Origin of the sequence: Brumimicrobium glaciale (genome assembly GCF_004152935.1) — a bacterium.
Classification (GTDB): Bacteria; Bacteroidota; Bacteroidia; order Flavobacteriales_D; family Crocinitomicaceae; genus Brumimicrobium; species Brumimicrobium glaciale.
The window spans coordinates 229887-250158 of the sequence record NZ_SETE01000005.1 but is presented as its reverse complement, the minus strand read 5'-3'; the positions used below and the strand labels follow the sequence as shown (position 1 = coordinate 250158).

General features: G+C 33.4%; 21 protein-coding genes and 1 pseudogene. 16 read left to right on the top strand and 6 right to left on the bottom strand.

Annotated features, from left to right (window positions below; genetic code table 11):
* Window positions 1-2 precede the first annotated feature (2 nt).
* The gene (gene apaG / locus ERX46_RS12745) at window positions 3-401 is read right to left on the bottom strand and encodes a Co2+/Mg2+ efflux protein ApaG (protein WP_130094254.1); all 399 of its coding nucleotides are present in this window, start codon (window positions 399-401) and stop codon (window positions 3-5) included.
* 227 nt (window positions 402-628) lie between these two features.
* Here apaG and ERX46_RS12740 point away from each other — a divergent pair, with 227 nt between their 5' ends.
* Genes ERX46_RS12740 through nqrF form a run of 6 tightly spaced genes read left to right on the top strand, consistent with a single transcriptional unit; the run spans window position 629 to window position 6759 of the window.
* Window positions 629-1996, top strand: a complete 1368-nt coding sequence (locus ERX46_RS12740) for a Na(+)-translocating NADH-quinone reductase subunit A (protein WP_130094253.1) — start codon at window positions 629-631, stop codon at window positions 1994-1996.
* 27 nt (window positions 1997-2023) lie between these two features.
* Window positions 2024-3301 (top strand): NADH:ubiquinone reductase (Na(+)-transporting) subunit B, encoded by a 1278-nt coding sequence (locus tag ERX46_RS12735; RefSeq protein ID WP_130094252.1) that lies wholly within the window; start codon window positions 2024-2026, stop codon window positions 3299-3301.
* 2 nt (window positions 3302-3303) lie between these two features.
* Window positions 3304-4023: an NADH:ubiquinone reductase (Na(+)-transporting) subunit C gene (nqrC, locus tag ERX46_RS12730; RefSeq protein ID WP_130094251.1), complete on the top strand. Its 720-nt coding sequence runs from the start codon at window positions 3304-3306 to the stop codon at window positions 4021-4023.
* Window positions 4024-4027: 4 nt separating this feature from the next.
* Window positions 4028-4717 carry an NADH:ubiquinone reductase (Na(+)-transporting) subunit D gene (locus tag ERX46_RS12725; protein ID WP_130094250.1) on the top strand — a complete coding sequence of 230 codons (690 nt, stop codon included), beginning with the start codon at window positions 4028-4030 and terminating at the stop codon, window positions 4715-4717.
* 21 nt (window positions 4718-4738) lie between these two features.
* Entirely contained in the window at window positions 4739-5461 is a 723-nt protein-coding gene (gene nqrE / locus ERX46_RS12720) for an NADH:ubiquinone reductase (Na(+)-transporting) subunit E (protein ID WP_130094249.1), read from the top strand.
* Window positions 5461-6759, top strand: a complete 1299-nt coding sequence (gene nqrF / locus ERX46_RS12715; RefSeq protein ID WP_130094248.1) for an NADH:ubiquinone reductase (Na(+)-transporting) subunit F — start codon at window positions 5461-5463, stop codon at window positions 6757-6759. The genes nqrE and nqrF overlap by 1 nt, the downstream gene beginning before the upstream one ends.
* A 215-nt stretch (window positions 6760-6974) precedes the next feature.
* Here nqrF and purE read toward each other — a convergent pair whose 3' ends face one another.
* Window positions 6975-7457, bottom strand: a complete 483-nt coding sequence (purE, locus tag ERX46_RS12710) for a 5-(carboxyamino)imidazole ribonucleotide mutase (protein WP_130094247.1) — start codon at window positions 7455-7457, stop codon at window positions 6975-6977.
* A 36-nt stretch (window positions 7458-7493) separates the two neighbouring features.
* Window positions 7494-7739: a 4a-hydroxytetrahydrobiopterin dehydratase gene (locus ERX46_RS12705; protein ID WP_130094246.1), complete on the bottom strand. Its 246-nt coding sequence runs from the start codon at window positions 7737-7739 to the stop codon at window positions 7494-7496.
* A 201-nt stretch (window positions 7740-7940) separates the two neighbouring features.
* On the opposite strand from ERX46_RS12705, the gene ERX46_RS12700 reads away from it, so the two are divergent.
* Both ERX46_RS12700 and ERX46_RS12695 read left to right on the top strand, forming a co-directional pair.
* Entirely contained in the window at window positions 7941-8510 is a 570-nt protein-coding gene (locus ERX46_RS12700; protein ID WP_130094245.1) for a hypothetical protein, read from the top strand.
* 229 nt (window positions 8511-8739) lie between these two features.
* A complete protein-coding gene (locus ERX46_RS12695) occupies window positions 8740-9006 on the top strand; it encodes a hypothetical protein (RefSeq protein WP_130094244.1) in 267 nt (88 codons plus the stop codon).
* A gap of 603 nt (window positions 9007-9609) precedes the next feature.
* On the opposite strand, the gene ERX46_RS12690 is transcribed toward ERX46_RS12695, so the two are convergent.
* Together ERX46_RS12690 and ERX46_RS12685 are read right to left on the bottom strand one after the other, a co-directional pair.
* Entirely contained in the window at window positions 9610-10371 is a 762-nt protein-coding gene (locus tag ERX46_RS12690; RefSeq protein ID WP_130094243.1) for a zinc ribbon domain-containing protein, read from the bottom strand.
* Between the two features lie 5 nt (window positions 10372-10376).
* Entirely contained in the window at window positions 10377-11477 is a 1101-nt protein-coding gene (locus tag ERX46_RS12685; RefSeq protein ID WP_130094242.1) for a Nif3-like dinuclear metal center hexameric protein, read from the bottom strand.
* 512 nt (window positions 11478-11989) lie between these two features.
* On the opposite strand from ERX46_RS12685, the gene clpP reads away from it, so the two are divergent.
* The 6 genes from clpP to ERX46_RS12655 all read left to right on the top strand — a co-directional run bounded on the left by clpP (window position 11990) and on the right by ERX46_RS12655 (window position 18879).
* Entirely contained in the window at window positions 11990-12658 is a 669-nt protein-coding gene (gene clpP / locus ERX46_RS12680; protein ID WP_130094241.1) for an ATP-dependent Clp endopeptidase proteolytic subunit ClpP, read from the top strand.
* A 113-nt stretch (window positions 12659-12771) separates the two neighbouring features.
* Window positions 12772-14013, top strand: a complete 1242-nt coding sequence (gene clpX, locus ERX46_RS12675; RefSeq protein WP_130094240.1) for an ATP-dependent Clp protease ATP-binding subunit ClpX — start codon at window positions 12772-12774, stop codon at window positions 14011-14013.
* Window positions 14014-14269: 256 nt separating this feature from the next.
* The gene (locus tag ERX46_RS12670; RefSeq protein WP_130094239.1) at window positions 14270-14950 is read left to right on the top strand and encodes a hypothetical protein; all 681 of its coding nucleotides are present in this window, start codon (window positions 14270-14272) and stop codon (window positions 14948-14950) included.
* Window positions 14947-16710 (top strand): hypothetical protein, encoded by a 1764-nt coding sequence (locus tag ERX46_RS12665; RefSeq protein ID WP_207214169.1) that lies wholly within the window; start codon window positions 14947-14949, stop codon window positions 16708-16710. The genes ERX46_RS12670 and ERX46_RS12665 overlap by 4 nt, the downstream gene beginning before the upstream one ends.
* A 259-nt stretch (window positions 16711-16969) precedes the next feature.
* Window positions 16970-17788: a hypothetical protein gene (locus ERX46_RS12660; RefSeq protein WP_130094238.1), complete on the top strand. Its 819-nt coding sequence runs from the start codon at window positions 16970-16972 to the stop codon at window positions 17786-17788.
* A 224-nt stretch (window positions 17789-18012) separates the two neighbouring features.
* The gene (locus ERX46_RS12655; protein ID WP_130094237.1) at window positions 18013-18879 is read left to right on the top strand and encodes a WG repeat-containing protein; all 867 of its coding nucleotides are present in this window, start codon (window positions 18013-18015) and stop codon (window positions 18877-18879) included.
* Window positions 18880-19214: 335 nt separating this feature from the next.
* Here ERX46_RS12655 and ERX46_RS17915 read toward each other — a convergent pair.
* Window positions 19215-19380, bottom strand: a pseudogene (locus tag ERX46_RS17915) (transposase); the annotation flags it as partial.
* Between the two features lie 113 nt (window positions 19381-19493).
* On the opposite strand from ERX46_RS17915, the gene ERX46_RS12645 reads away from it, so the two are divergent.
* Both ERX46_RS12645 and ERX46_RS12640 read left to right on the top strand, forming a co-directional pair.
* Complete coding sequence (locus tag ERX46_RS12645; RefSeq protein ID WP_130094236.1) at window positions 19494-19754, top strand: UPF0175 family protein; 261 nt, start codon at window positions 19494-19496, stop codon at window positions 19752-19754.
* Window positions 19754-20242, top strand: a complete 489-nt coding sequence (locus tag ERX46_RS12640) for a DUF3368 domain-containing protein (protein WP_130094235.1) — start codon at window positions 19754-19756, stop codon at window positions 20240-20242. The genes ERX46_RS12645 and ERX46_RS12640 overlap by 1 nt, the downstream gene beginning before the upstream one ends.
* Window positions 20243-20272 lie beyond the last annotated feature (30 nt).

The following is a 20272-nucleotide window of genomic DNA, read 5'->3' as shown; positions in this document are numbered from 1 at the left end:
TTCTAATTTAATTTGCCAGCATACTCTAAGGTGAAACGCGGAACATTTACTTTAAAATTATTTGTTATTTCACCTTGGTCATTAATGGTGTCAAAATTATAATACCCTTCCATAAAACCAAGTCCAGAAGACAAGTCGCATCCAGAAGTATAAATGTGTGATTCGCCTGGTTCTAATGTTGGTTGTTCACCAATAACTCCTTTGCCTTCTATTATTCTAGTGGGTGCTAAGGAATCAACTATTCTCCAGTACCTAGAAATAAGTTGAACTCTGTTGTGACTCAGATTTTCAATTTTAATAGAGTAGTTGAAGAAAAATAGGTTTTTTTCCAGTTGCGTTAGGTCAGAGCGAAACAAAGCAGTAACCGTAATCTTTATTCCTTTTGTTATAGCAACATTCATGTTTCAAGTTTATTGTAAAACATTATTTAATTTTTAGAATTAATTTTATAAATATAGTTAAACGATTGAAATGTACAAAAATTATATTATGAATGGAGGCTATAGCTTATGATTTGTTATTTAGAATGATTCTAAATTGATAATTGGTCATTCTAATGCAACTTTTACTACCCCTAAATTCGAACAAATTTATATTTTTGTGCACTAAATAAAATGTCTATATAAACATGTCAAAGGCGGTTAGACTTAAGAAAGGACTTGATATCAAGTTGCTCGGTGAAGCCGACCAGGTAAAAGTAGAGGCTAAACAGCCTACCATGGTCGCATTAAAACCTTCTGATTTTCACGGATTAATCCCGAAAGTCATATTAAAAGAGGGGGAGAAGGTAAAGCGCGGTGAAGTCGTGTTTTACGATAAATATAACAAGGATGTAAAGTTTGTGTCTCCGGTAACGGGAACAATCTCTGAAATATTGAGAGGCGAAAAAAGACGTATTTTAGAGATACGGATTTCGGTTGCCGCAACAGATGAAGCAGTTCAGGTAAATCCAGTAGATCCTTCATCGATTAGTCGAGAAGAGGTGAAGTCAACGATGTTGGCAAACGGATTGTGGCCATTTGTGAAACAACGACCATTGGATAAGATTGCTGATCCTTCAGTAACTCCGAAATCAATTTTCATTTCTGCATTTGATTCAGCTCCATTAGCTCCAGATTACGATTTTATTCTGCACGGTCAGGATCAATTTTTCCAGCATGGTTTAAATGCTTTAGCGAAATTGACTGATGGTAAAGTGAACATTACTTTAAACGGTAAAGGTGCTTCGGATGAATGTTTTCAGAATGCTAAGAACGTTGAAATCAATAAGATTTCTGGTAAACATCCAGCAGGAAATGTAGGGACACAAATTCACCATTTCGATCCAATCGATAAGGGAGAATTTGTATTTACCTTAAATCCTCAAGATGTTGTTACTATCGGTAAGTTTTTCGCAGAAGGTCAGTTTGACGCTTCTCGAATAGTTGCTTTAACAGGATCTGAAGTAGAAGCAAGTGCAAGGAAATATTATAAAACTATCATTGGTGCTCGATTAGACACTATTATAGATGGTAGTTTAACAAATGACAATGTTCGTGTTGTTAGTGGTAACGCTTTAACAGGTAAAGCAGTTGAGAAAGATGGTTTCTTAGGATTCTATGATGCTCATATTACTGTTCTTCCAGAAGGAAATGAACATAAATTCTTCTTAACAGAAGGATGGCTTGCACCAGGTTTCGATAAGTATTCTAGTCACAGATTGTTTCCAACTTGGTTAACGCCAAACAAAAAACGTCGTTTAGACACCAATTTAAATGGTGAACAACGTGGTTTTGTTGTAACAGGAGAAATGGAAAAGGTATTGCCTTTTGATATTTTACCTATGCAGTTGATCAAAGCAATTATGGTAAACGATATTGATGCAATGGAGCAACTGGGGATTTATGAAATCGCACCAGAGGACTTCGCATTGTGTGAATATGTTTGTACATCTAAAATAGCTATTCAGGAAAAGATCCGTGAAGGTTTAGATGTAATCGAAGAAGAATGCATGTAAGATGTTAAATTTATAAATTTTAGGAAATTGAAAGCATTAAAAAAAGTCATTCAAAATCTTGACCCAAAGTTTGAGAAGGGTGGAAAGTGGGAGAAAATGTACCCGCTTTATGAAACACTCTCAACTTTTTTGTTTACGCCAAAACACGTAACAGAACAAGGTTCACATATCCGTGACGGAGTCGATTTAAAGCGTACCATGTTTATGGTTGTTATCGCTATGGTTCCGGCATTATTGTTTGGTATATACAATACTGGACACTGGCATTACGAATTACAATCTTACCTTAACCCTGAGCAATATGGAGCATACAGCGACTATTTGACAGGATTTGGTGATAAAGTATTGTACGGAGTTCTGCAAGTTTTACCTATTATTATTGTCTCTTATGGAGTGGGTCTAGCCATAGAATTTGTCTTTGGTTTTGTCCGAGGACACGGTCTTCATGAGGGATTCTTAGTATCAGGAATGTTGATTCCATTAATTATGCCAGCTGACGTTCCATTGTGGATGGTAGGTGTTGCAACAGCTTTTGCAGTTGTGATTGGTAAAGAAGTTTTTGGAGGAACAGGAATGAACATTGTAAACATTGCGCTTACAGCCCGTGCCTTCTTATTCTTTGCTTATCCTACAGCAATGTCAGGAGATAAAGTGTGGAAATCTGGTACATCAGATGTAATTGCTCAAAATGGAGGTGTTCTTCCAGATGGAGCTTCGGGTGCTACTGCTTTAGGTGATATGGCTTCCTTTGTTGGAGATTCGCCCATGGTCGCCGGGGAAGCACTGTCAGCCAGCATGTCAAGTGCTGATTTGCTTCAGAAATTTGAAGGAGCTTACGATCCATTACATGCTATTATTGGAATGATTCCAGGTTCTGTTGGTGAAACTTCAGTTATCGCTATTTTATTAGGAGCTGGATTATTATTGTACACAGGAGTTGCTTCATGGAGAATCATACTTTCTTTCTTCGCAGGAGGATTTGCTTTTGCTTTATTGATGAACTTAATTGGAGCTAACGCATACATGGACATGCCAGCATACTATCACTTAATAATTGGTGGTTTTGCATTTGGTGCGGTTTTTATGGCAACAGATCCAGTTACAGCTTCTCAAACCCAATACGGTAAATTATGGTATGGTTTCTTAGGAGGTGGATTAGCGATTTTAATTCGTGTTCTGAATCCAGCTTATCCTGAGGGAGTGATGTTGGCAATTTTGTTTATGAATATTATGGCTCCATTAATTGACCATTATGTTGTGCAAGCAAATATTACTAGACGTAAAAAACGATTTAAAACAGCTTAGATATGAAAGTTAATAAAGACGGAAACGGTTATACTTTTGCTTTCTCAATTATATTGGTTATAGTTGTAGGAGTGATCCTTTCATCCCTTTCTATAGGATTAGGACCTTTGAAAAAAGCAAATGTTGAAGTAAAGAAAAAGATGAACATTCTTTCTGCTTTAGGTGTTGAGTCAACACGTAAGGATGGTAGTGAGAAATATGATCAATTTATTTTAGACAGCTATGTAATTTCTCATGATGGAACATTACAAGAAAATTTACCAGAAGAAAAACAAGCATTTAGTTTAGATGTTCAAAAGCAAAACAGAGATAAAACGGTACAAGTAAACGACAGACTTTATCCAATTTTCGAAGCGGAAAAAGATGGAGAGAAACTTTTTGTTTTACCAGTTGTTGGAAAAGGACTTTGGGGACCAATTTGGGGATTCATTGCTTTGGCTGATGATTATGAAACTATCGTAGGTACTTCTTTTGATCACAAAGGTGAAACACCTGGATTAGGTGCTGAGATTTCTCAAAGCTTCTTTGAAAATCGTTACAATGGTGAGAAAATCGCTAACAATGGTAGTTTTACTCCAATCAAAGTTGTTCAGAATGGTTCTGGATTCGAAGACCAAAAGGTGGACGGAATTACAGGAGGGACAATTACATCGAAAGGTGTTGAGAAAATGGTAAATGAGACCATGGAAGTGTATTATAAATATTTCAGTAAAAATAAATAGTGCTATGAGTCAGACTGAAGATAAATTAAAAGCGCCAAAAGAGCCGTTGTTCTCAAAAAAGAACAAGCGTTTAATTACAGATCCTTTAGCGGATAATAACCCGATTACTATTCAAGTATTAGGTATTTGTTCTGCTTTGGCTATTACAGTTCAAGTTGAACAAGCATTCTGGATGTCTATTTCGGTAGTATTCGTAATGATTTTTGGAAACTTAATCGTTTCTTTATTGAGAAACTTGATCCCATCTCGTGTACGTATTATTGTACAATTGGTAATTGTTGCTTCTCTTGTTATTATCGTAAATGAGATGCTGCAAGCTTATGTACCAGATGTATCTGAAAAACTTTCCGTATTCGTTGGATTGATTATTACCAACTGTATTATTATGGGACGATTTGAGGCGTTTGCTATGGCAAACAAACCTTGGCCTTCTATATTAGATGCTGTTGGGAACTCTATCGGATATGCGTGGATTCTTATTGTTGTTGCATTAGTGCGTGAAGTATTAGGTTCTGGAAAAATCTGGGGAGCTTCCATATTTGGAAATAACTTACCAGGTGAAGAAAGTGGATTGTATGCTTTAGGATATGTGAACAATAACATGATGATTTTACCTCCAATGGCGTTGATCGTTGTAGGAGTTATCATCTGGATTCAGCGTTCAATGAACAAGGAACTTGTCGAAGAAAATTAATAAGAGTTAAGATTTTTAATTATGGAAAGTACATTAGATATATTCGTAAAGGCGATTTTCACCGAAAACATGATTTTCGCCTATTTCCTGGGGATGTGTTCTTATTTAGCTGTTTCTAAAACAGTGAAAACAGGAGTAGGTCTTGGTTTAGCAGTCATCTTCGTATTGGTTGTTACTGTACCGATGAACTATTTATTAGAGAATTATGTATTGAAAGAAGGAGCTTTGTACTGGTTAAATCCTGAGTATGGAATTAGTGGGGCAAATACTATTGATTTAGGCTTCTTGTCTTTCATTATGTTTATTGCAGTAGTGGCTTCGATTGTTCAGTTAGTTGAAATGTTGGTTGAGAAGTTTGCACCAGCTCTTTATGGAGCTTTGGGAATTTTCTTACCATTGATCGCTGTAAACTGTTCAATTCTTGGGGGTGCATTATTTATGCAAGACCGTCAATATTCCACGATTTTAGATGCAACATCATTTGCATTAGGTTCGGGAATTGGTTGGTTTATCGCTATCGTTTCTTTGGCGGCAATTCGAGAGAAGATTCGCTATTCAAACGTTCCACCAGCATTAAGAGGTTTAGGTATTACTTTTATCGTAACTGGATTAATGGGAATCGCTTTCATGAGTTTCATGGGAGTTGAGTACGGAAAAAAGAAAGAAAAAGAGAGTACAACAAATACTATCAGTGGAGGTGCTATTGAAACCTCTCAAGTTATTAACGAAAAACTAGAACAGTAATGGGTTTATCAATTTTAATTACAGTAGTATTCTTCTTAGCAGTAATTTTATTGTTGGTTTCAATGTTGCTTTTTGTAAAAGCAAAATTATCTCCAGCAGGAAAAATAATAATTACTATAAACGGAGAGAAGGAATTAGAGGTTAATGGTGGTGATACACTTTTAAGTACATTAAGTAATAATCAAATCTTTTTACCATCAGCGTGTGGTGGAGGTGGAACTTGTATTCAGTGTATTTGTCAAGTGCATGAAGGAGGTGGAAGTATTCTACCAACTGAAGAACCTCATTTCTCTAGAAAAGAGATCAAAGAAAACTTTCGTCTAAGCTGTCAAGTTAAGGTAAAAGAGAATATGCAAATCGAAGTTCCTGAAGAGGTTCTTGGAATTAAAGAATGGGAGGCGAAAGTAGTTTCAAACTACAACGTTGCCACTTTTATTAAGGAGTTTATTGTTGAGATTCCAGAAGACATGGATTACAAAGCGGGTGGATATATCCAAATCCGTATTCCTAATTGTGTTGTTGATTTCAAAACAATGGACGTTACAGCTCATCCGGAAGACCACCCAGGTCAACCTGATAAGTTTAAGCCAGATTGGGACAAATTTAAACTTTGGCCTCTTCAAATGAAGAACAATGAGGATACAGTTCGTGCTTATTCGATGGCTTCTTATCCTGCTGAAGGAAGAAAAATCATGTTGAATGTACGTATTGCAACTCCACCATTTGACCGTAAAGCGGGTGGATGGATGAAAGTTAATCCTGGAATTGCTTCTTCTTATATCTTCAACCTTAAACAAGGTGATCCAGCAATTATCTCAGGTCCTTATGGTGAATTTTTCATCAACGAGGAATCTGATGCAGAAATGTTGTACATCGGAGGTGGAGCTGGAATGGCGCCAATGCGTTCTCACTTGTATGAGTTATTCAAAACAATGAGAACTGACCGTAAAGTTACGTACTGGTATGGAGGTCGATCTAAAGCTGAATTGTTCTATATTGAACACTTCCGTGAATTAGAAAGGGAATTCCCTAACTTTAAATTCTATATGGTATTGTCTGAGCCTTTAGAGGAAGACAACTGGAAAGTGAAGAAAGATATGAATGATGAAGAAGGTGATGGATTCGTAGGATTCGTTCACCAAGTAGTTATCGATCAATATTTGACAAAACATGATGAACCAGAAGATATCGAATTTTATTTCTGTGGCCCACCAATGATGAATCAAGCGGTTTTGAATATGTGTGATCAGTGGGGTGTTCCACCTGAGAATGTATCATTTGATGATTTCGGAGGTTAATCTGAATTTATATAAATTTTATTTAAAAGCGTTTCGAAAGAAACGCTTTTTTTTATGGTGTGAATTTTCGTGTTTTATTACGTGGAAATGAATGGTTTCTTTTTGCAGATACGCACGGCCGTGCGTCTTTGCAAAAAAAAATCATCCGTTCATCAAACAAAAAAAAGGAGAAACCATTTAGTTTCTCCTTTCATTCATATTATATGTGAATTATTCTATTTCAATTCTTCCGCAGTCTTTAGAACAGCTTCTTTCAGTTCATCGATATATTCTACTAATCTCTCCATTAGTTCAGGTTCTCCAACTGCTACAATCTTTGCAGCAAGGATTCCAGCGTTCTTAGCGCCATCTAATGCCACTGTTGCTACTGGAATTCCACCTGGCATTTGAAGGATAGATAAAATTGAATCCCATCCATCAATTGAATTTCGTGATTTTATTGGAACTCCAATCACTGGAAGAGGAGTAAGTGAGGCGGTCATTCCTGGTAAGTGAGCTGCACCTCCTGCACCTGCAATAATTGTTTTGATTCCTCTTTTATGTGCGTTTCTGCCGTAATCAAACATCTTTTCAGGTGTTCTGTGTGCAGAAACAATATCCATCTCGTAGGATACTCCTAAATAATCGAGGATATCTGCAGCTTCTTGCATAATTGGTAAATCTGATTTACTCCCCATTATAATTCCAACCTTGGCCATATTTTGTTTTTCTGTAAAGATAAATATTTTGTGAAACTATAATGTTTTTAAGCCCTCATCTATCTTTTTCGCCATTTTATGATCAAGTTCAGTAACTATATTGCCTTCTTCGCTTGTGGTGAGTTTGATATTTACTTTCTTATAACTGTGCATTAAAATCGTTGGATGATGGTCCATATCTTCCGCTACTCCACCCACCATATTTACAAATTCCAATGCTTGTTTGAAATCTTCGAATATGAAGTCTCTTTCTATTTTATTATTTTCAATACTCCAGTTCATAGTTAATAATTTTTAGTGTTTATAGATTGGTATTAAGGTAGTAAATGAAATCCATATTTCAATAGATATTTTATGGATACATGAAATAAATCTATTTTTTTATTCAAATTGCCTACGCTGTGGTGTTACATTTTAATTTTTATAATTGTTTATCAATTTGATACGGTTTAATTTCAAAAGGATATTTATCTTTGTTAACATATGAAATGGATCGGCGAACGCATTAGCTTTTTAGACAAAAAGGACAGTATTAGTTTTGTAATATATCCTCCTAAACTGGGACGCAAAAAAGGACTCTTAATAACTTGGTTTTTTCTGTGGCTGCTTATTGGTGGTTATGTAACTTCTCAAATGTTTAAAGATTATAACGATCAAGAGAAGCTTGCGTTATTTATATTCATGATTTTCTGGCTTTATTTTGCTATTCGGGTTTTGCGTACAATGCTGTATCTCTTTTTTGGAAGAGAGTATATAAAACTTGATAAAAACGTTTTACGTATAAAAAGATCAATTGGTTCTTATGGAAATACGAAACAATATTTTATAGAAAACATCACGAAATTTTCATTGATTGCAATGAAAGAAAATTCTTTTCAAAAAGTTTATGATGACTCATTATGGGTTCGAGGTTCGAACAGAATACAGTTTGAATTTTTTCAAAAACGTATTTCTTTTGGTAGAAAATTAGAGGAGAAAGATTCAAAAATGATGTTTCAGATTTTGACGAAGCGTATTGAGAAATATTTGAATTTGAAAAGGAAGGAAGGGTAGGTAGCGGCATTAGGCTGTATGCTTTAGGCTTTATGCGTGATAGCTTAACTATAAGAGGTTATTGTTAAGGAAGGAGCTTATGCATTCGTAATGGTGTTTTAATCAATGTAAAATTGACCTAAATGCTGGTTTTTTATATTCTATTCAATTTTTCAGAATTTTAAAATCGGATTAATAATCGTTATAGAGTAATTTTTACGATAAATAGAAATTAGTTTAGTTTTAAAATATGATACAAGGTTCAAAAAAGCAAATTGAATTATTGAAGGCTATTGAAAACTTTATTATCAATAGCGATTTGTCTTTTAAGGTGGAAGAAGACGAAATGGGGGATTATCTTTCCTATTTGACTTCAAAAACTGGAAAACAATTTACTTTTGAAGTTAATGGAGATTATGTTGAGTTTTATGGAGACAGAAGTCATGACTTGATTGACTATTGTGATTCTAACTATATTGAAAAGTCCTTGAAAATGATTCAATTCTATCTAAAATAATTAGCGTTTTTTCTGATAATTCTATTTTCGATTGTGTCACCTTTTAAGCTGTCATCTTAATAATGGGTCACATTAAATTGTAGGGATATGGAATATTATAAAACAATAGCTAGCTAATTTCCACGAGTTAATTAAAAGCAAAATCAAGTCAATATTTTTTATGTCTATACTGCATTTCAAATTACGCTCGACTTTTAGTGAGAAGTAGTTTTTTTTGTGGCCTGTCGATGTGGAACTAGACCGATAAATAAAAAAAAAGTACCACGAGATAAAATCTCGCGGCAACTTTTTTTTAGGATTTGAGTTCAAAAAAGAGGGTTGGGATTAATGGCGCGGAGCGCCATTAATCCCAACCCTCTTTTTTGATTTTAACCCTCTTTTTTGATTTTAACCCTCTTTTTTGATTTTAACCCTCTTTTTTGATTTTAACCCTTTTGCAAAGTGTTCCCTCGAGGTTTTATCTCGTGGGAACGCTGTTTATTTACTCAATTAAGTTAATTGGATTTCTTCCAGTATTCTAAACTTGTTTAGCATAAAACAATCCCCAACAAAAAAAAAGTCCTAACATTTCTGCTAGGACTTTCAATAATATAGTAAAAGAGATTAATCTTCTACAACTTCTTCTTCACCTGGAACTAAAATTCTTCCACAGTGCTCACAGATAATAATCTTTTTCTTTTGAACGATGTCCAATTGACGTTGTGGCGGGATTCTGTTGAAACAACCTCCACAAGAATCACGATCAACAGGAACAACAGCTAAACCGTTTTTCGCACTTGTACGTAATCTTTCGTATGCCGTTTTCAAGTGGTCATCCAGCATTTTCATTGCTTTTTCTGATTTTTTCTTGAGTTTTTCCTCGTCTTTCTCAGTTTCAGCGATGATGTTTTCTAATTCAGCTTTTTTAACTTTCAAATCAGTCTTACGACCAGTTAATTTTTCTTGAACTTCGTTGATCACCTCTTTTTTGTGCTCAATTTTCGCTTTCGCTTCTTTGGCTCTTTTTTCGTGCAACTGAATTTCCAATTCTTGGTACTCAATTTCCTTACTTAAAGACTCAAATTCACGGTTATTACGAACGTTGTTTTGTTTCTCTTTATATTGTAGAATCGCAGTTTGAGCATCTTTTTGCTCGTTCTTACGATCGGTAATATCAGTTTCTATATCTTTTAATTCACCAGTTAATTTCTCAACTCTTTTTTCAAGACCTTCGATGTCCGCTTCAAGATCTTCAACCTCTAAAGGAAGCTCACCACGAATTGTTAATAGACGATCGATTTCTGAATCAATTTGCTGTAAATTCGCTAATGCTTCTAAGCGCTCAGCGACAGTTGTGCTTGACTTAGCTTTTGCTTTTGTTGCCATATATGCTAAAAATAATTAATAGGATTTGTATTCACCTTACTCAAATGGAAGGCAAAGTTAATAAAATTTTTCTGCAATAGTGCAAGAATTAAGTTTGGAGTATATTGTTCGCTCTCAAAATGTCCAATATCAGCAATGATTATCGATTTTTCAGCATCAAAAAACTCATGATACTTGAAATCTCCTGTAATATAAATATCAGCTTGTTGACTTTTTGCTTTGTTCAACAAAAAACTTCCAGCTCCACCACAAAATGCAACGGTCTTAATTTCTTTCTTTATTAATTCAGTATGTCGAATAATTCCGCAATTAAAAGCAGACTTCAAATGACTCAAGAATGCTCCAACTTCCATTGGTTTATCCAAATCTCCAATCATTCCTGAACCTTCATCTTGATTCACATTGGAAATAGGGTAGAGGTCATGCGCCACTTCTTCATAAGGATGTGCCGTTTTCATTGCTTTAATGATTTGACTTTCTTTATAAATTGGAATTAAAACTTCGATGCGTTTTTCATTGGCTTTTTCCCTAGTTCCAATTTCACCGCTTGAAGGTTTCGAATTTTCTCCAGGTAAAAAATATCCGCTTCCTGAACTTTCAAAACTACATTCTGAATATTCGCCAATATTTCCTCCGCCAGCTTCAAAAATTGCTTGTGTAACTTTAGCAGAATCATTCTCTGGACAAAAGAAAACTAATTTCTTTAAAACGTTTTTCTTTGGAGCTAAGATTTTAGGATTTGATATTCCAAGGCGTTTTGCAATTTCATAATTCACTCCAAATTTATAGTTATCTAAATTCGTGTGAATAGCATAAATAGCAATGTCGTTTTTGATGGCCTTTATTACTGTTCGTTCAACATAATTCTTTCCATTCAACTGCTTGAGTCCACCAAAAACAATGGGATGATGCGCAATGATCAGATTTGCGCCAATTTTAATGGCTTCCTCAACTGTCTCTTCAATGCAATCCAAAGAAAGCAACACCTCTGTGACTTTCAACTCGTGATTTCCCACAATTAATCCCGAATTATCATAGCTTTCTTGACTTCCCAAAGGAGCAATTCCCTCCAAGAGCGATGTGATGTCTTTTACCTTTAATTCCATAGTTAGACAAATGTAATTAAATGAAATTAAATGAAAAATGAAAAATTCGTGATTAATTATAAAAGTTGATGATTTCCCAGGGGGAAATATTAATCGGAGGCATAACGTAGGGGCGTTTTGCAAACTGATTTCGTCGCCTTCGACAAGCTCAGTCACCGAAGAGTTATCCGTTGACTGAGCCTGTCGAAGGCAACAATCGAAGGGGTTTTGAATTTATTCAATTCGTAATTAACCTCGTTGAGGTTTTCGTAATTCGTAATTGAACAATTCGTAATTAATTTTTATCATCTGCCATAATGACGTTGAATTATCAAAAACATACCGGTATTCTCAAAATTTGACGGAATTCAATCCAATTTTGACCGACGTTGAGATAAAGCATGGTATTTGATAACCAAAAGAAGAATTAAGAATTTTCAATCATTAATATCAATTCGTAATTATTTGTTGAACAATTTTAATTGGGAATTGTATCTTTAACGATAATTACGAATACGAAAAAAGAGATAACTATGTATAATAAAGAGGAGTTTAAAAAATACGCAACAAAACATTTAGGCATCAGCAGTATGCATGTTGGACAATATATTGAATCTTCGATGACACCTTACATTATTGAAGAACGTCAATTGAATATGTCACAAATGGATGTGTTTTCTCGTTTGATGATGGACCGTATTATATTTTTAGGAACAGGAATCGACGATCAGGTAGCGAATATCATTAACGCTCAATTGTTGTTCTTAGAGTCTGTAGATCCTAAGAAAGATATCCAAATTTACTTAAACTCTCCAGGAGGAAGTGTTTATGCAGGATTAGGAATTTATGACACAATGCAATACATCAGTCCAGACGTAGCAACGATTTGTACAGGATTGGCAGCTTCAATGGGAGCAGTTTTATTGTGTGCAGGTGCAGAAGGAAAACGTACAGCATTGAAACATTCACGTGTAATGATTCACCAACCATTAGGTGGTGCGCAGGGTCAGGCTTCTGATATCGAGATTACAGCGCGTGAAATCATCAAGTTGAAAAAAGAATTGTATGACATTATTTCACACCACACAGGAAAACCATTTGACAAAGTTCAAGATGATTCTGACCGTGATTACTGGATGACTTCAACGGAAGCGAAGGAGTACGGAATGGTGGATGAAGTGTTACTTCGAAAAAACAAATAGAATTAAAACGAAGTAGTTTTTGTGTTCCTTTTTGGGAAGCCTATAAGAATTACTTATTTTTGTAAAATAAACCAAAAGGTCGATAGCGATATTGGCCTTTTTTGTCATAATATATGAGTAAAAAAGAAACAACTTGTTCTTTCTGTGGCCGACCAAAGAGTCAGGTGAGATTATTGATTGCTGGAATATCTGGACACATTTGTGACCACTGTATAATCCAAGCGCAAACAATAGTGAAAGAAGAAATCCCAAGCGGAGGATTAGAAATTGAAGGTGGAGATAATGCACCTTTGACAGTTTATAAGCCAACAGAAATTAAAGCGAAATTAGACGAATACGTTATTGGTCAATTGTCTGCTAAAAAGACGTTGTCTGTTGCTGTTTATAATCATTACAAACGTTTGAACCAAAAGGTTGGAGATGATGATATCGAAATTGATAAGTCGAATGTTGTGATGGTTGGAAGAACAGGAACAGGGAAAACACTTTTGGCGAAGACTATTGCTAAAATGTTAAACGTTCCTTTCTGTATCGCTGATGCTACTGTTTTAACGGAAGCAGGTTATGTAGGAGAAGACGTTGAAAGTATTTTATCGCGTTTATTGCAAGCTGCAGATTACAATGTGCAATCGGCAGAACGTGGAATTATTTTCATTGATGAGATTGATAAAATTGCGCGTAAAAGTGATAATCCATCAATCACACGTGACGTTTCTGGAGAAGGTGTTCAGCAAGCTTTGCTTAAATTGCTTGAAGGAGCAGAGGTGAATGTTCCGCCACAAGGAGGAAGAAAACACCCAGAGCAAAAAATGGTGAAAGTCAACACGAAAAACATTTTGTTTATTTGTGGTGGTGCTTTCGACGGAATTGAGAAATTGATTGCTAGACGTGTAAATCGTCAAACAATTGGTTTTGCTAACGTTGAAGAAGAACGTATTGATAAAGACAACTTATTGGAATTTGTTAATCCAACAGATTTAAAATCTTACGGTTTAATTCCTGAGTTAATTGGTCGTTTCCCAGTATTGACTTACTTAGAACCGCTTGATAAAACAGCATTGCGTAGAATTCTTACAGAGCCTAAAAATTCATTGTTCAAACAATACGTAAAATTGTTTGAGATGGACGGAATAGATTTGAAGTTTGATAGCGAAGTTCTTGACTTTATAGTGGATAAAGCAGAAGAATTTGGTTTAGGTGCACGTGGATTACGTTCTATCTGTGAAGCAATTCTTACAGAAGCGATGTATGAAATTCCAGGAAGTAAAAATCCAGCTAAGGAGTATAGAGTTACTTTGGAGTATGCTAAAAAGCAGTTTTCTAGTTCTAAGATGGCTAAGATGAAGGCGGCTTAGGTTTTAGGGTAGGGTAATTATATTATTAGGGCGGTTTCTTTCGGGGAGCCGCTTTTTTTTGTTGGTTTTTTTTGGGGTTTTGGTTGTTTTTATGTGCTTACAAATGGTTGTAAATATTTATTGAAGGTCTATTGCCTTTGAAATAAGGTTCTTAAAAGTGTAGGGATGTTAAAAAAAATGTTAAATTTGGGTAGAAATGTACAGTATAAATATACGCAATACGTATATCGAATTGTTAGGCAAAATTACAAAAAAAATGTCATTTACTAAAAATACCATAGAACAACTAATTAAAGCGTCAAATCAAATTCAAACAGAAACAATTGAAGATAATGATTTGACTGATATTTTGGAAGGACTTAATGCTGTAATTGAAATATCAGAACGCATTTCTAAAAATGATAAAACCACAGATTTTTATTGGAATGAAATCATTACAGAATTAATAGCTGTAATACATAGTGCTATTTCAGGATATAGTAAATTAGGATTAACAGGCTTAAGAAATATACTTGAATTGGTTTGTCATTCCTTTTTTTATTACGACCATCAAATAGAATTAAAATTATCTATAAATGAGAATATAAAAGCCGATAAATATGTAAGTGCATTGATTAATGATTATATGTTTTTTACAAGTAAATATATCAATACATTCTATGATGATATTCAAAAGTTAGAGTATAAACCAGATTCTATAAGTGGTTTTTTAAAAATGGAATACTCTGCTTTGTGTGATGTCGTGCACGGCAGACATAAAACTCTGTTAAAAAAGGATTTATCAATTAAATACGACAAAATAAGTTTTAAAAAATTTGAAACTCATTTTTTAAATATTACATCCGTTATATCAAATATGTATATAGTAAGACATAATGATTTTAATGAAAAAGAAATTATTAAAATATCGAAAAGACTAAAATTATTAAAATTATGAAAAATTCTCTAGGCGATTATTTATTAGATAGAACGGAGAGTTTGGATGAAAAACTAATTCTCGATTATTTTATTGAAAGAAATGATGATAAAATAAACAGATTATTAGATTCAGAACAATATTTACTTGAAGGCAGCAGAGGTGTTGGTAAGACTATGCTAATGAAAACTGCAATGTTAAGGTCAATTAAAGATTTTGGAAAAAACAGTGTACTACCTGTTTGGATTAGTTTTGAAGAATCTATTAGATTGGAAAGAATCGTTATTCTTGATAATTCTATAGACCCATTCCTTCAATGGACAATGGGCAAAATCCTAGATGAGACTTTAAAAATGCTTCTGAAAATTAAACCTGGATGCATAAACAAACTTAATAGTAGACTTTCAGATATTTTTGGATTAACTATAAGTGATAACAGTACTAAATATTCAGAACTACTAAATGAATATATCAAGACTCTTGAGAAAGCAGATATAAAAGATAGTGATGAATTGAAAAAATGTGTCCCTTCAACTGAATTAGCTAATATATTAGACAACCCTCAAAGTTTTAAAGATTTTCTTTTAAAACTCGTTAATGATTTTAGCTTAAGTAGAATTGTATTTCTTTTTGATGAGGCTGCTCACGTTTTTTCGCACACACAACAAGAAAAATTCTTTACATTTTTCAAATCTTTAAGAGACCCAAAAATAGCTTGTAAAGCAGCTGTATATCCAGGTATTACAAATTATGGTAAATATTTCGAAAGAGGTCAAGATGCAAAAGAGATTCGAATTAATTGGAAACCTTTAAATAGTAATGATGTAGACTTTATCAAGCAAATTTTAAAGAAACGAATTCAGGAATTTAACCCCAAGTATTGGGAAAAACTTAATGTAAATAAAGATATAATTGACACTATCTGCATTTGTAGTAATGGTAACCCCAGGTTTGCATTCCATATTATTGATGAATTAGAAAACAGTAAAGCTTTTCAATCAAAAATCAGCAATCAAATTCTAATTAACTCAATCAGAACTGTTTTCAATACAAAATGGAAAGAGTTTGATACCTTAAAACAAAGATTAATAAAATATTCTCAGCATATATCAGAAGCAGAAGTTTTAATGAAAGAAACATTAATACCTAATTTAAGGCTGTGGAATGATAAACAAAGAACGAATAAGAGAAAACTATCAATTGGATTCTATATATCCACAAAAGCATATGATAGTTTAGAAAAACTTTTTTCGGTTTTAGACTATTCAAACATTACAAGTACAGACCATAGTAAAAAGAGTTTAGGACATAATAAATATGGCTACTATATTACAATCAATCCGAGTCTGATATTCACTGATTTAATCTTAAAAGGAATAAATGAATTAAATAGTACTTCAGTAGCTATTGAAAATAACCAAGCATATACAGAATCATCAACTGTCATAAAAGAACTACTAAGTAGCGTCAATGCTTTTGATGAATATAATTGTTTAAATACTTCTTGTGATTTCAAAACAGTAGAAGATACTTTCAAATTTTGTCCTAAATGTGGAAGTAAAATTCAAAAAGAAGAAATAATATCTTTATATAAAATACTAAGGTCTCATAATATTGACAACATCAAACTATCAAAAAGAATTACCGATAGATTAAGTGTGAAATTCCATAATGTTGGAGAACTTTATGATGCTGAAAAAGATGATATTAGAATGAAATACATTCAAAATGTTCGAATTGAATTAGTGAAGAATGCTGTTATTGAATATATGGCAGGATAGCAAACTTTGCCTAACAGTGTTTAAAAAACATAGGGCATTTATGGCTTAACCGAAAGCCTGGGCTTATTTACAAAGTCCGCTAAATATAAAATTTAGCGTTTACAGATAAAAAGTTAAAAGCAAAATATTTATATTTAGCTAAGTGTTAAACCGAAACGATAGTATTTATCAACTGGCCTACGTTCCTTATACTAAACGTTATCTGCCATTATAGTATCCGCTTAATAACATGAGAGAAAATATATTTATAATCTTTTTTTTGTCAATATCAATTTTCACATATGGTCAAAAAAGTGAAAATAAGGAAAGTTTTTTCATTGCACAGAATTCTGTAACATCAAATTTTAGACTAGGATTAAATATCTTCCAATTTGGGGTAGGTATGTGGGATACCAAAACGAATGGACCTTTACCGGATCCTTCTAAATCTCTTATTTCCACTACAAGTAATCTATTCACCGGTTTTCAAATTGATTTTCAAGGTATTTTCAAAGATAAACTAGGTTTTGAAACAGGTTTTGATTTCGTTGGTGGAACTATGAATGAATCAAAAATTAGAAATGAATTTCAAAACAATTTGTCTAATTATGATATTTCATTTGCTAAAAACAATTCTGAAACTGGTTATTCTCCGTTTAAAACTGGTTATAATTTTAGATTGCTTAAAATCGGTTTAATAGGTTTCTTTCCATTTAAAAAAGCAGTAATTATTCCTTATGCTGATTATCTATATACTATTGAAGCTGATTTTCCTTCTGTTGAGGTTAACTTTTTCGATAAGGCAAATAACATTTCATTCAAAAGAAAATATGAATATGAAATTTCAAGTTCAATGGGGTTTAAAGTTGGCACCGCCATTCGTGGTTATTTTAAATTTAGTGATAAACCTAAGAAACGAAGTAGCGCATTTTTTCAAATAAAAACTGAATTTGTATATTTAAAAGCGAATGGTTCATCATACTATACAGACGCTAGTACAAGCAATTCAATAATTGAAAGTAATCCGATTAATTTTAATCAAAATTCATTTATTCTATTTTTTGGTATTACCCTTGGAGGTTTCGAGTTTAACTGGTAATAAGGGGATTTGAAGTGTTTATTAAATTTAATGCACAAACAGAAAGTACAGTAGGTAACACAGCCCTTTGGTCAGCCTGTAAATACCTTCTATTTTTACATTGTTGTAAATCTAAAAGTTTATATCTTCGATAAAATATTTAAGTTATACGCTGCTGCAAATCCTTAAGCTATAGGCCTTAATTTGAGACATGAAATTGCGCTTTCAATAAATTTATATTACATATGAAAACATACTTAGCAGGCATAATTCCCAAAATAAAAAGATACAGTGAAAAACTTGATAATCTAACTCTGTTAACAAATCAACATTGGGTTGTTCTTGATGAGTTAAGTAATTCAAAGTTAGTATACATCTTCAGAAGCAATTTTGAATTGTTAATTTCTAAAAACGGCAAAGTTGAAAAAGGAAAATGGGAATATTTAGGAAACAACTCTTTACTCATTGAAAGAAAGGATGAAAGCTATTTGTTTAGACACGGTTTTTTTGATGCGAACATTTTAGCTCTTAAAGTCGATGGTAAAGATGAATTTGCATTTCTTATTAACGAGAACAATTATGGTGGGGACTTAAATTCAATTGAAAAAATATTAGACTTTCTAGAGAGGAAGTATTTGAAAATGATACCCCAAAATCAAATTGAACTCCTTAACAATCACAATAAATCCACAGAAACTGAATTGACAACTTTGAACTTAGATAAGGACTTGAATCCGGTTGAGAATTCTGAATGGAAACACGGCTATATGGACAGACAAGGAAACCTAATCATAGAATACAAGTATGATATGGCATATGATTTTTCGGAAGGCCTAGCCTCAGTATATTTGATAGGAAAGAAGACTGACTATTATGGTTTTGTTGATGAAAAAGGAAACGAAATAATACCATTGAAATATGAGTTTGCCGAAAGCTTTTCTGAAGGACTTTGTCTGGCTAGACTAAATAGAAAATTTGGTTTTCTAAACAAAATTGGTGAGACTATTATTGGATTTAAATTTGACGAGGCTGCCTCTTTTGAATTTGGTAAGGCACGAGTTAAAATTAATGGCCGTAAATTCTATATTGACAAAAAGGGAAATGAAATATAAAACTACTTACAATAACTAAGTATCCGACATCCCGATAGTCCATCATTTCTACAATCTCAATGGAGCCCGCTGAATACAATATTGACAGCCTGTCCCGCATTTCAATCGTGAGATCTGGCTTTCCTTATGGGCAAACGATTTAACACCGTGTTTTGAAAGATTCATCTAGTGGTTAAAAGCATTAAAAATGTGTGCACATTTCACATTGGCTTTGGCCGATTAAAGTTCATTTTCATAAAAACCGCATATTTATCACGACTTGTGCTGCTTCTATTTCGACTCCACTACTTCTAAGCCATAACATCTCTTAGTTCGGAAAGTCTAATCTTTTTTCAACTACTACTCAATATTCCAAAATGTCTTATTCTATTAAAACCTTTAGGTAGAATGTGCAAAGTAAAACCAATAACGACTCCTTTACATGGCAGGCGATTTATAAAGTCCTAGCAAAACAGATTTATTTCTTTGACCTTCATACCTGTAATCTTTCGCTGGGGAAGTGTAAATTTTAACAATAACGTATAGAGAGAACGCTAAGATTTATGCAAAAGAATAAGGCAGTTAAATTGAACTTGATCAAAAAAAGCACTAAATTTGAGTTAAAGCGAATAAAAATGGGTACTCAAACCATATCTATAGATTTTCCAAATGATATTCTTTTAGCTCTAAATGAGTCAGAAAATGATTTGAAAAAGCGAATTAAACTTGCACTTGCAATTCAGCTTTACAAATTGGAAAAGTTGACAATCGGCAAGGCTTCTCAACTCTCAGGATTGACGCGACTTGAATTTGAAAAAGAACTTTCTATAAACAAAATTTCAATTTCAAACTTAAACAAAGAAGATGTTTTAAGTGATATTGAAAAATTGAAATAATGAAAAACGGACTTGTTATCGCCGATGCTGGGCCAATCTTTTCATTAGCAATCATTGATAAGTTAGAACTTTTAAACCATATTTTTGATGAAGTAAAAATACCTAAAGCAGTTTGGGAAGAAATAACTTTGGATACCAGCACAGAGTTTTACAAAAGAATTGAATTGTTTTTTAAATCTAGGATAGTTAATATCAAAGGATTCAACGAACTTACTTTCGTGATGGATTATGGAGAATCCGAATCGGTAATTTTATACAGAGAATTGAACGCAGACTTTCTGCTCATTGATGACAAAAAAGCAAGAAAAATTGCCGAAAACTTTGGTGTAACATGTGGTGTAACATTAGGAATTTTGTCAACAGCTAAGGATAAAGGATTAATCAAAGAATTAAAACCTGTTTTTAAAGCCTTTCTTAAACATGACAGATATTATTCTATAAAACTATTGAATGTTTTATTGGAAAGACATAATGAGCAAAAAATATAACAGAATCTTTACCGTAAAACTTTCAATTTC

Excerpts from the sequence above, each read along its gene's own strand:
- ERX46_RS12705 (WP_130094246.1), bottom strand. The coding sequence starts at position 7,739 with ATGAACTGGAGTATTGAAAATAATAAAATAGAAAGAGACTTCATATTC.
- ERX46_RS12725 (WP_130094250.1), top strand. The coding sequence starts at position 4,028 with ATGAGTCAGACTGAAGATAAATTAAAAGCGCCAAAAGAGCCGTTGTTC.
- ERX46_RS12695 (WP_130094244.1), top strand. The coding sequence starts at position 8,740 with ATGATACAAGGTTCAAAAAAGCAAATTGAATTATTGAAGGCTATTGAA.
- clpP (WP_130094241.1), top strand. The coding sequence starts at position 11,990 with ATGTATAATAAAGAGGAGTTTAAAAAATACGCAACAAAACATTTAGGC.
- ERX46_RS12690 (WP_130094243.1), bottom strand. The coding sequence starts at position 10,371 with ATGGCAACAAAAGCAAAAGCTAAGTCAAGCACAACTGTCGCTGAGCGC.
- ERX46_RS12700 (WP_130094245.1), top strand. The coding sequence starts at position 7,941 with ATGAAATGGATCGGCGAACGCATTAGCTTTTTAGACAAAAAGGACAGT.
- nqrC (WP_130094251.1), top strand. The coding sequence starts at position 3,304 with ATGAAAGTTAATAAAGACGGAAACGGTTATACTTTTGCTTTCTCAATT.
- nqrF (WP_130094248.1), top strand. The coding sequence starts at position 5,461 with ATGGGTTTATCAATTTTAATTACAGTAGTATTCTTCTTAGCAGTAATT.
- ERX46_RS12655 (WP_130094237.1), top strand. The coding sequence starts at position 18,013 with ATGAAAACATACTTAGCAGGCATAATTCCCAAAATAAAAAGATACAGT.
- ERX46_RS12670 (WP_130094239.1), top strand. The coding sequence starts at position 14,270 with ATGTCATTTACTAAAAATACCATAGAACAACTAATTAAAGCGTCAAAT.
- ERX46_RS12645 (WP_130094236.1), top strand. The coding sequence starts at position 19,494 with ATGGGTACTCAAACCATATCTATAGATTTTCCAAATGATATTCTTTTA.
- ERX46_RS12640 (WP_130094235.1), top strand. The coding sequence starts at position 19,754 with ATGAAAAACGGACTTGTTATCGCCGATGCTGGGCCAATCTTTTCATTA.
- ERX46_RS12665 (WP_207214169.1), top strand. The coding sequence starts at position 14,947 with ATGAAAAATTCTCTAGGCGATTATTTATTAGATAGAACGGAGAGTTTG.
- ERX46_RS12685 (WP_130094242.1), bottom strand. The coding sequence starts at position 11,477 with ATGGAATTAAAGGTAAAAGACATCACATCGCTCTTGGAGGGAATTGCT.
- ERX46_RS12740 (WP_130094253.1), top strand. The coding sequence starts at position 629 with ATGTCAAAGGCGGTTAGACTTAAGAAAGGACTTGATATCAAGTTGCTC.
- clpX (WP_130094240.1), top strand. The coding sequence starts at position 12,772 with ATGAGTAAAAAAGAAACAACTTGTTCTTTCTGTGGCCGACCAAAGAGT.
- purE (WP_130094247.1), bottom strand. The coding sequence starts at position 7,457 with ATGGCCAAGGTTGGAATTATAATGGGGAGTAAATCAGATTTACCAATT.
- apaG (WP_130094254.1), bottom strand. The coding sequence starts at position 401 with ATGAATGTTGCTATAACAAAAGGAATAAAGATTACGGTTACTGCTTTG.
- nqrE (WP_130094249.1), top strand. The coding sequence starts at position 4,739 with ATGGAAAGTACATTAGATATATTCGTAAAGGCGATTTTCACCGAAAAC.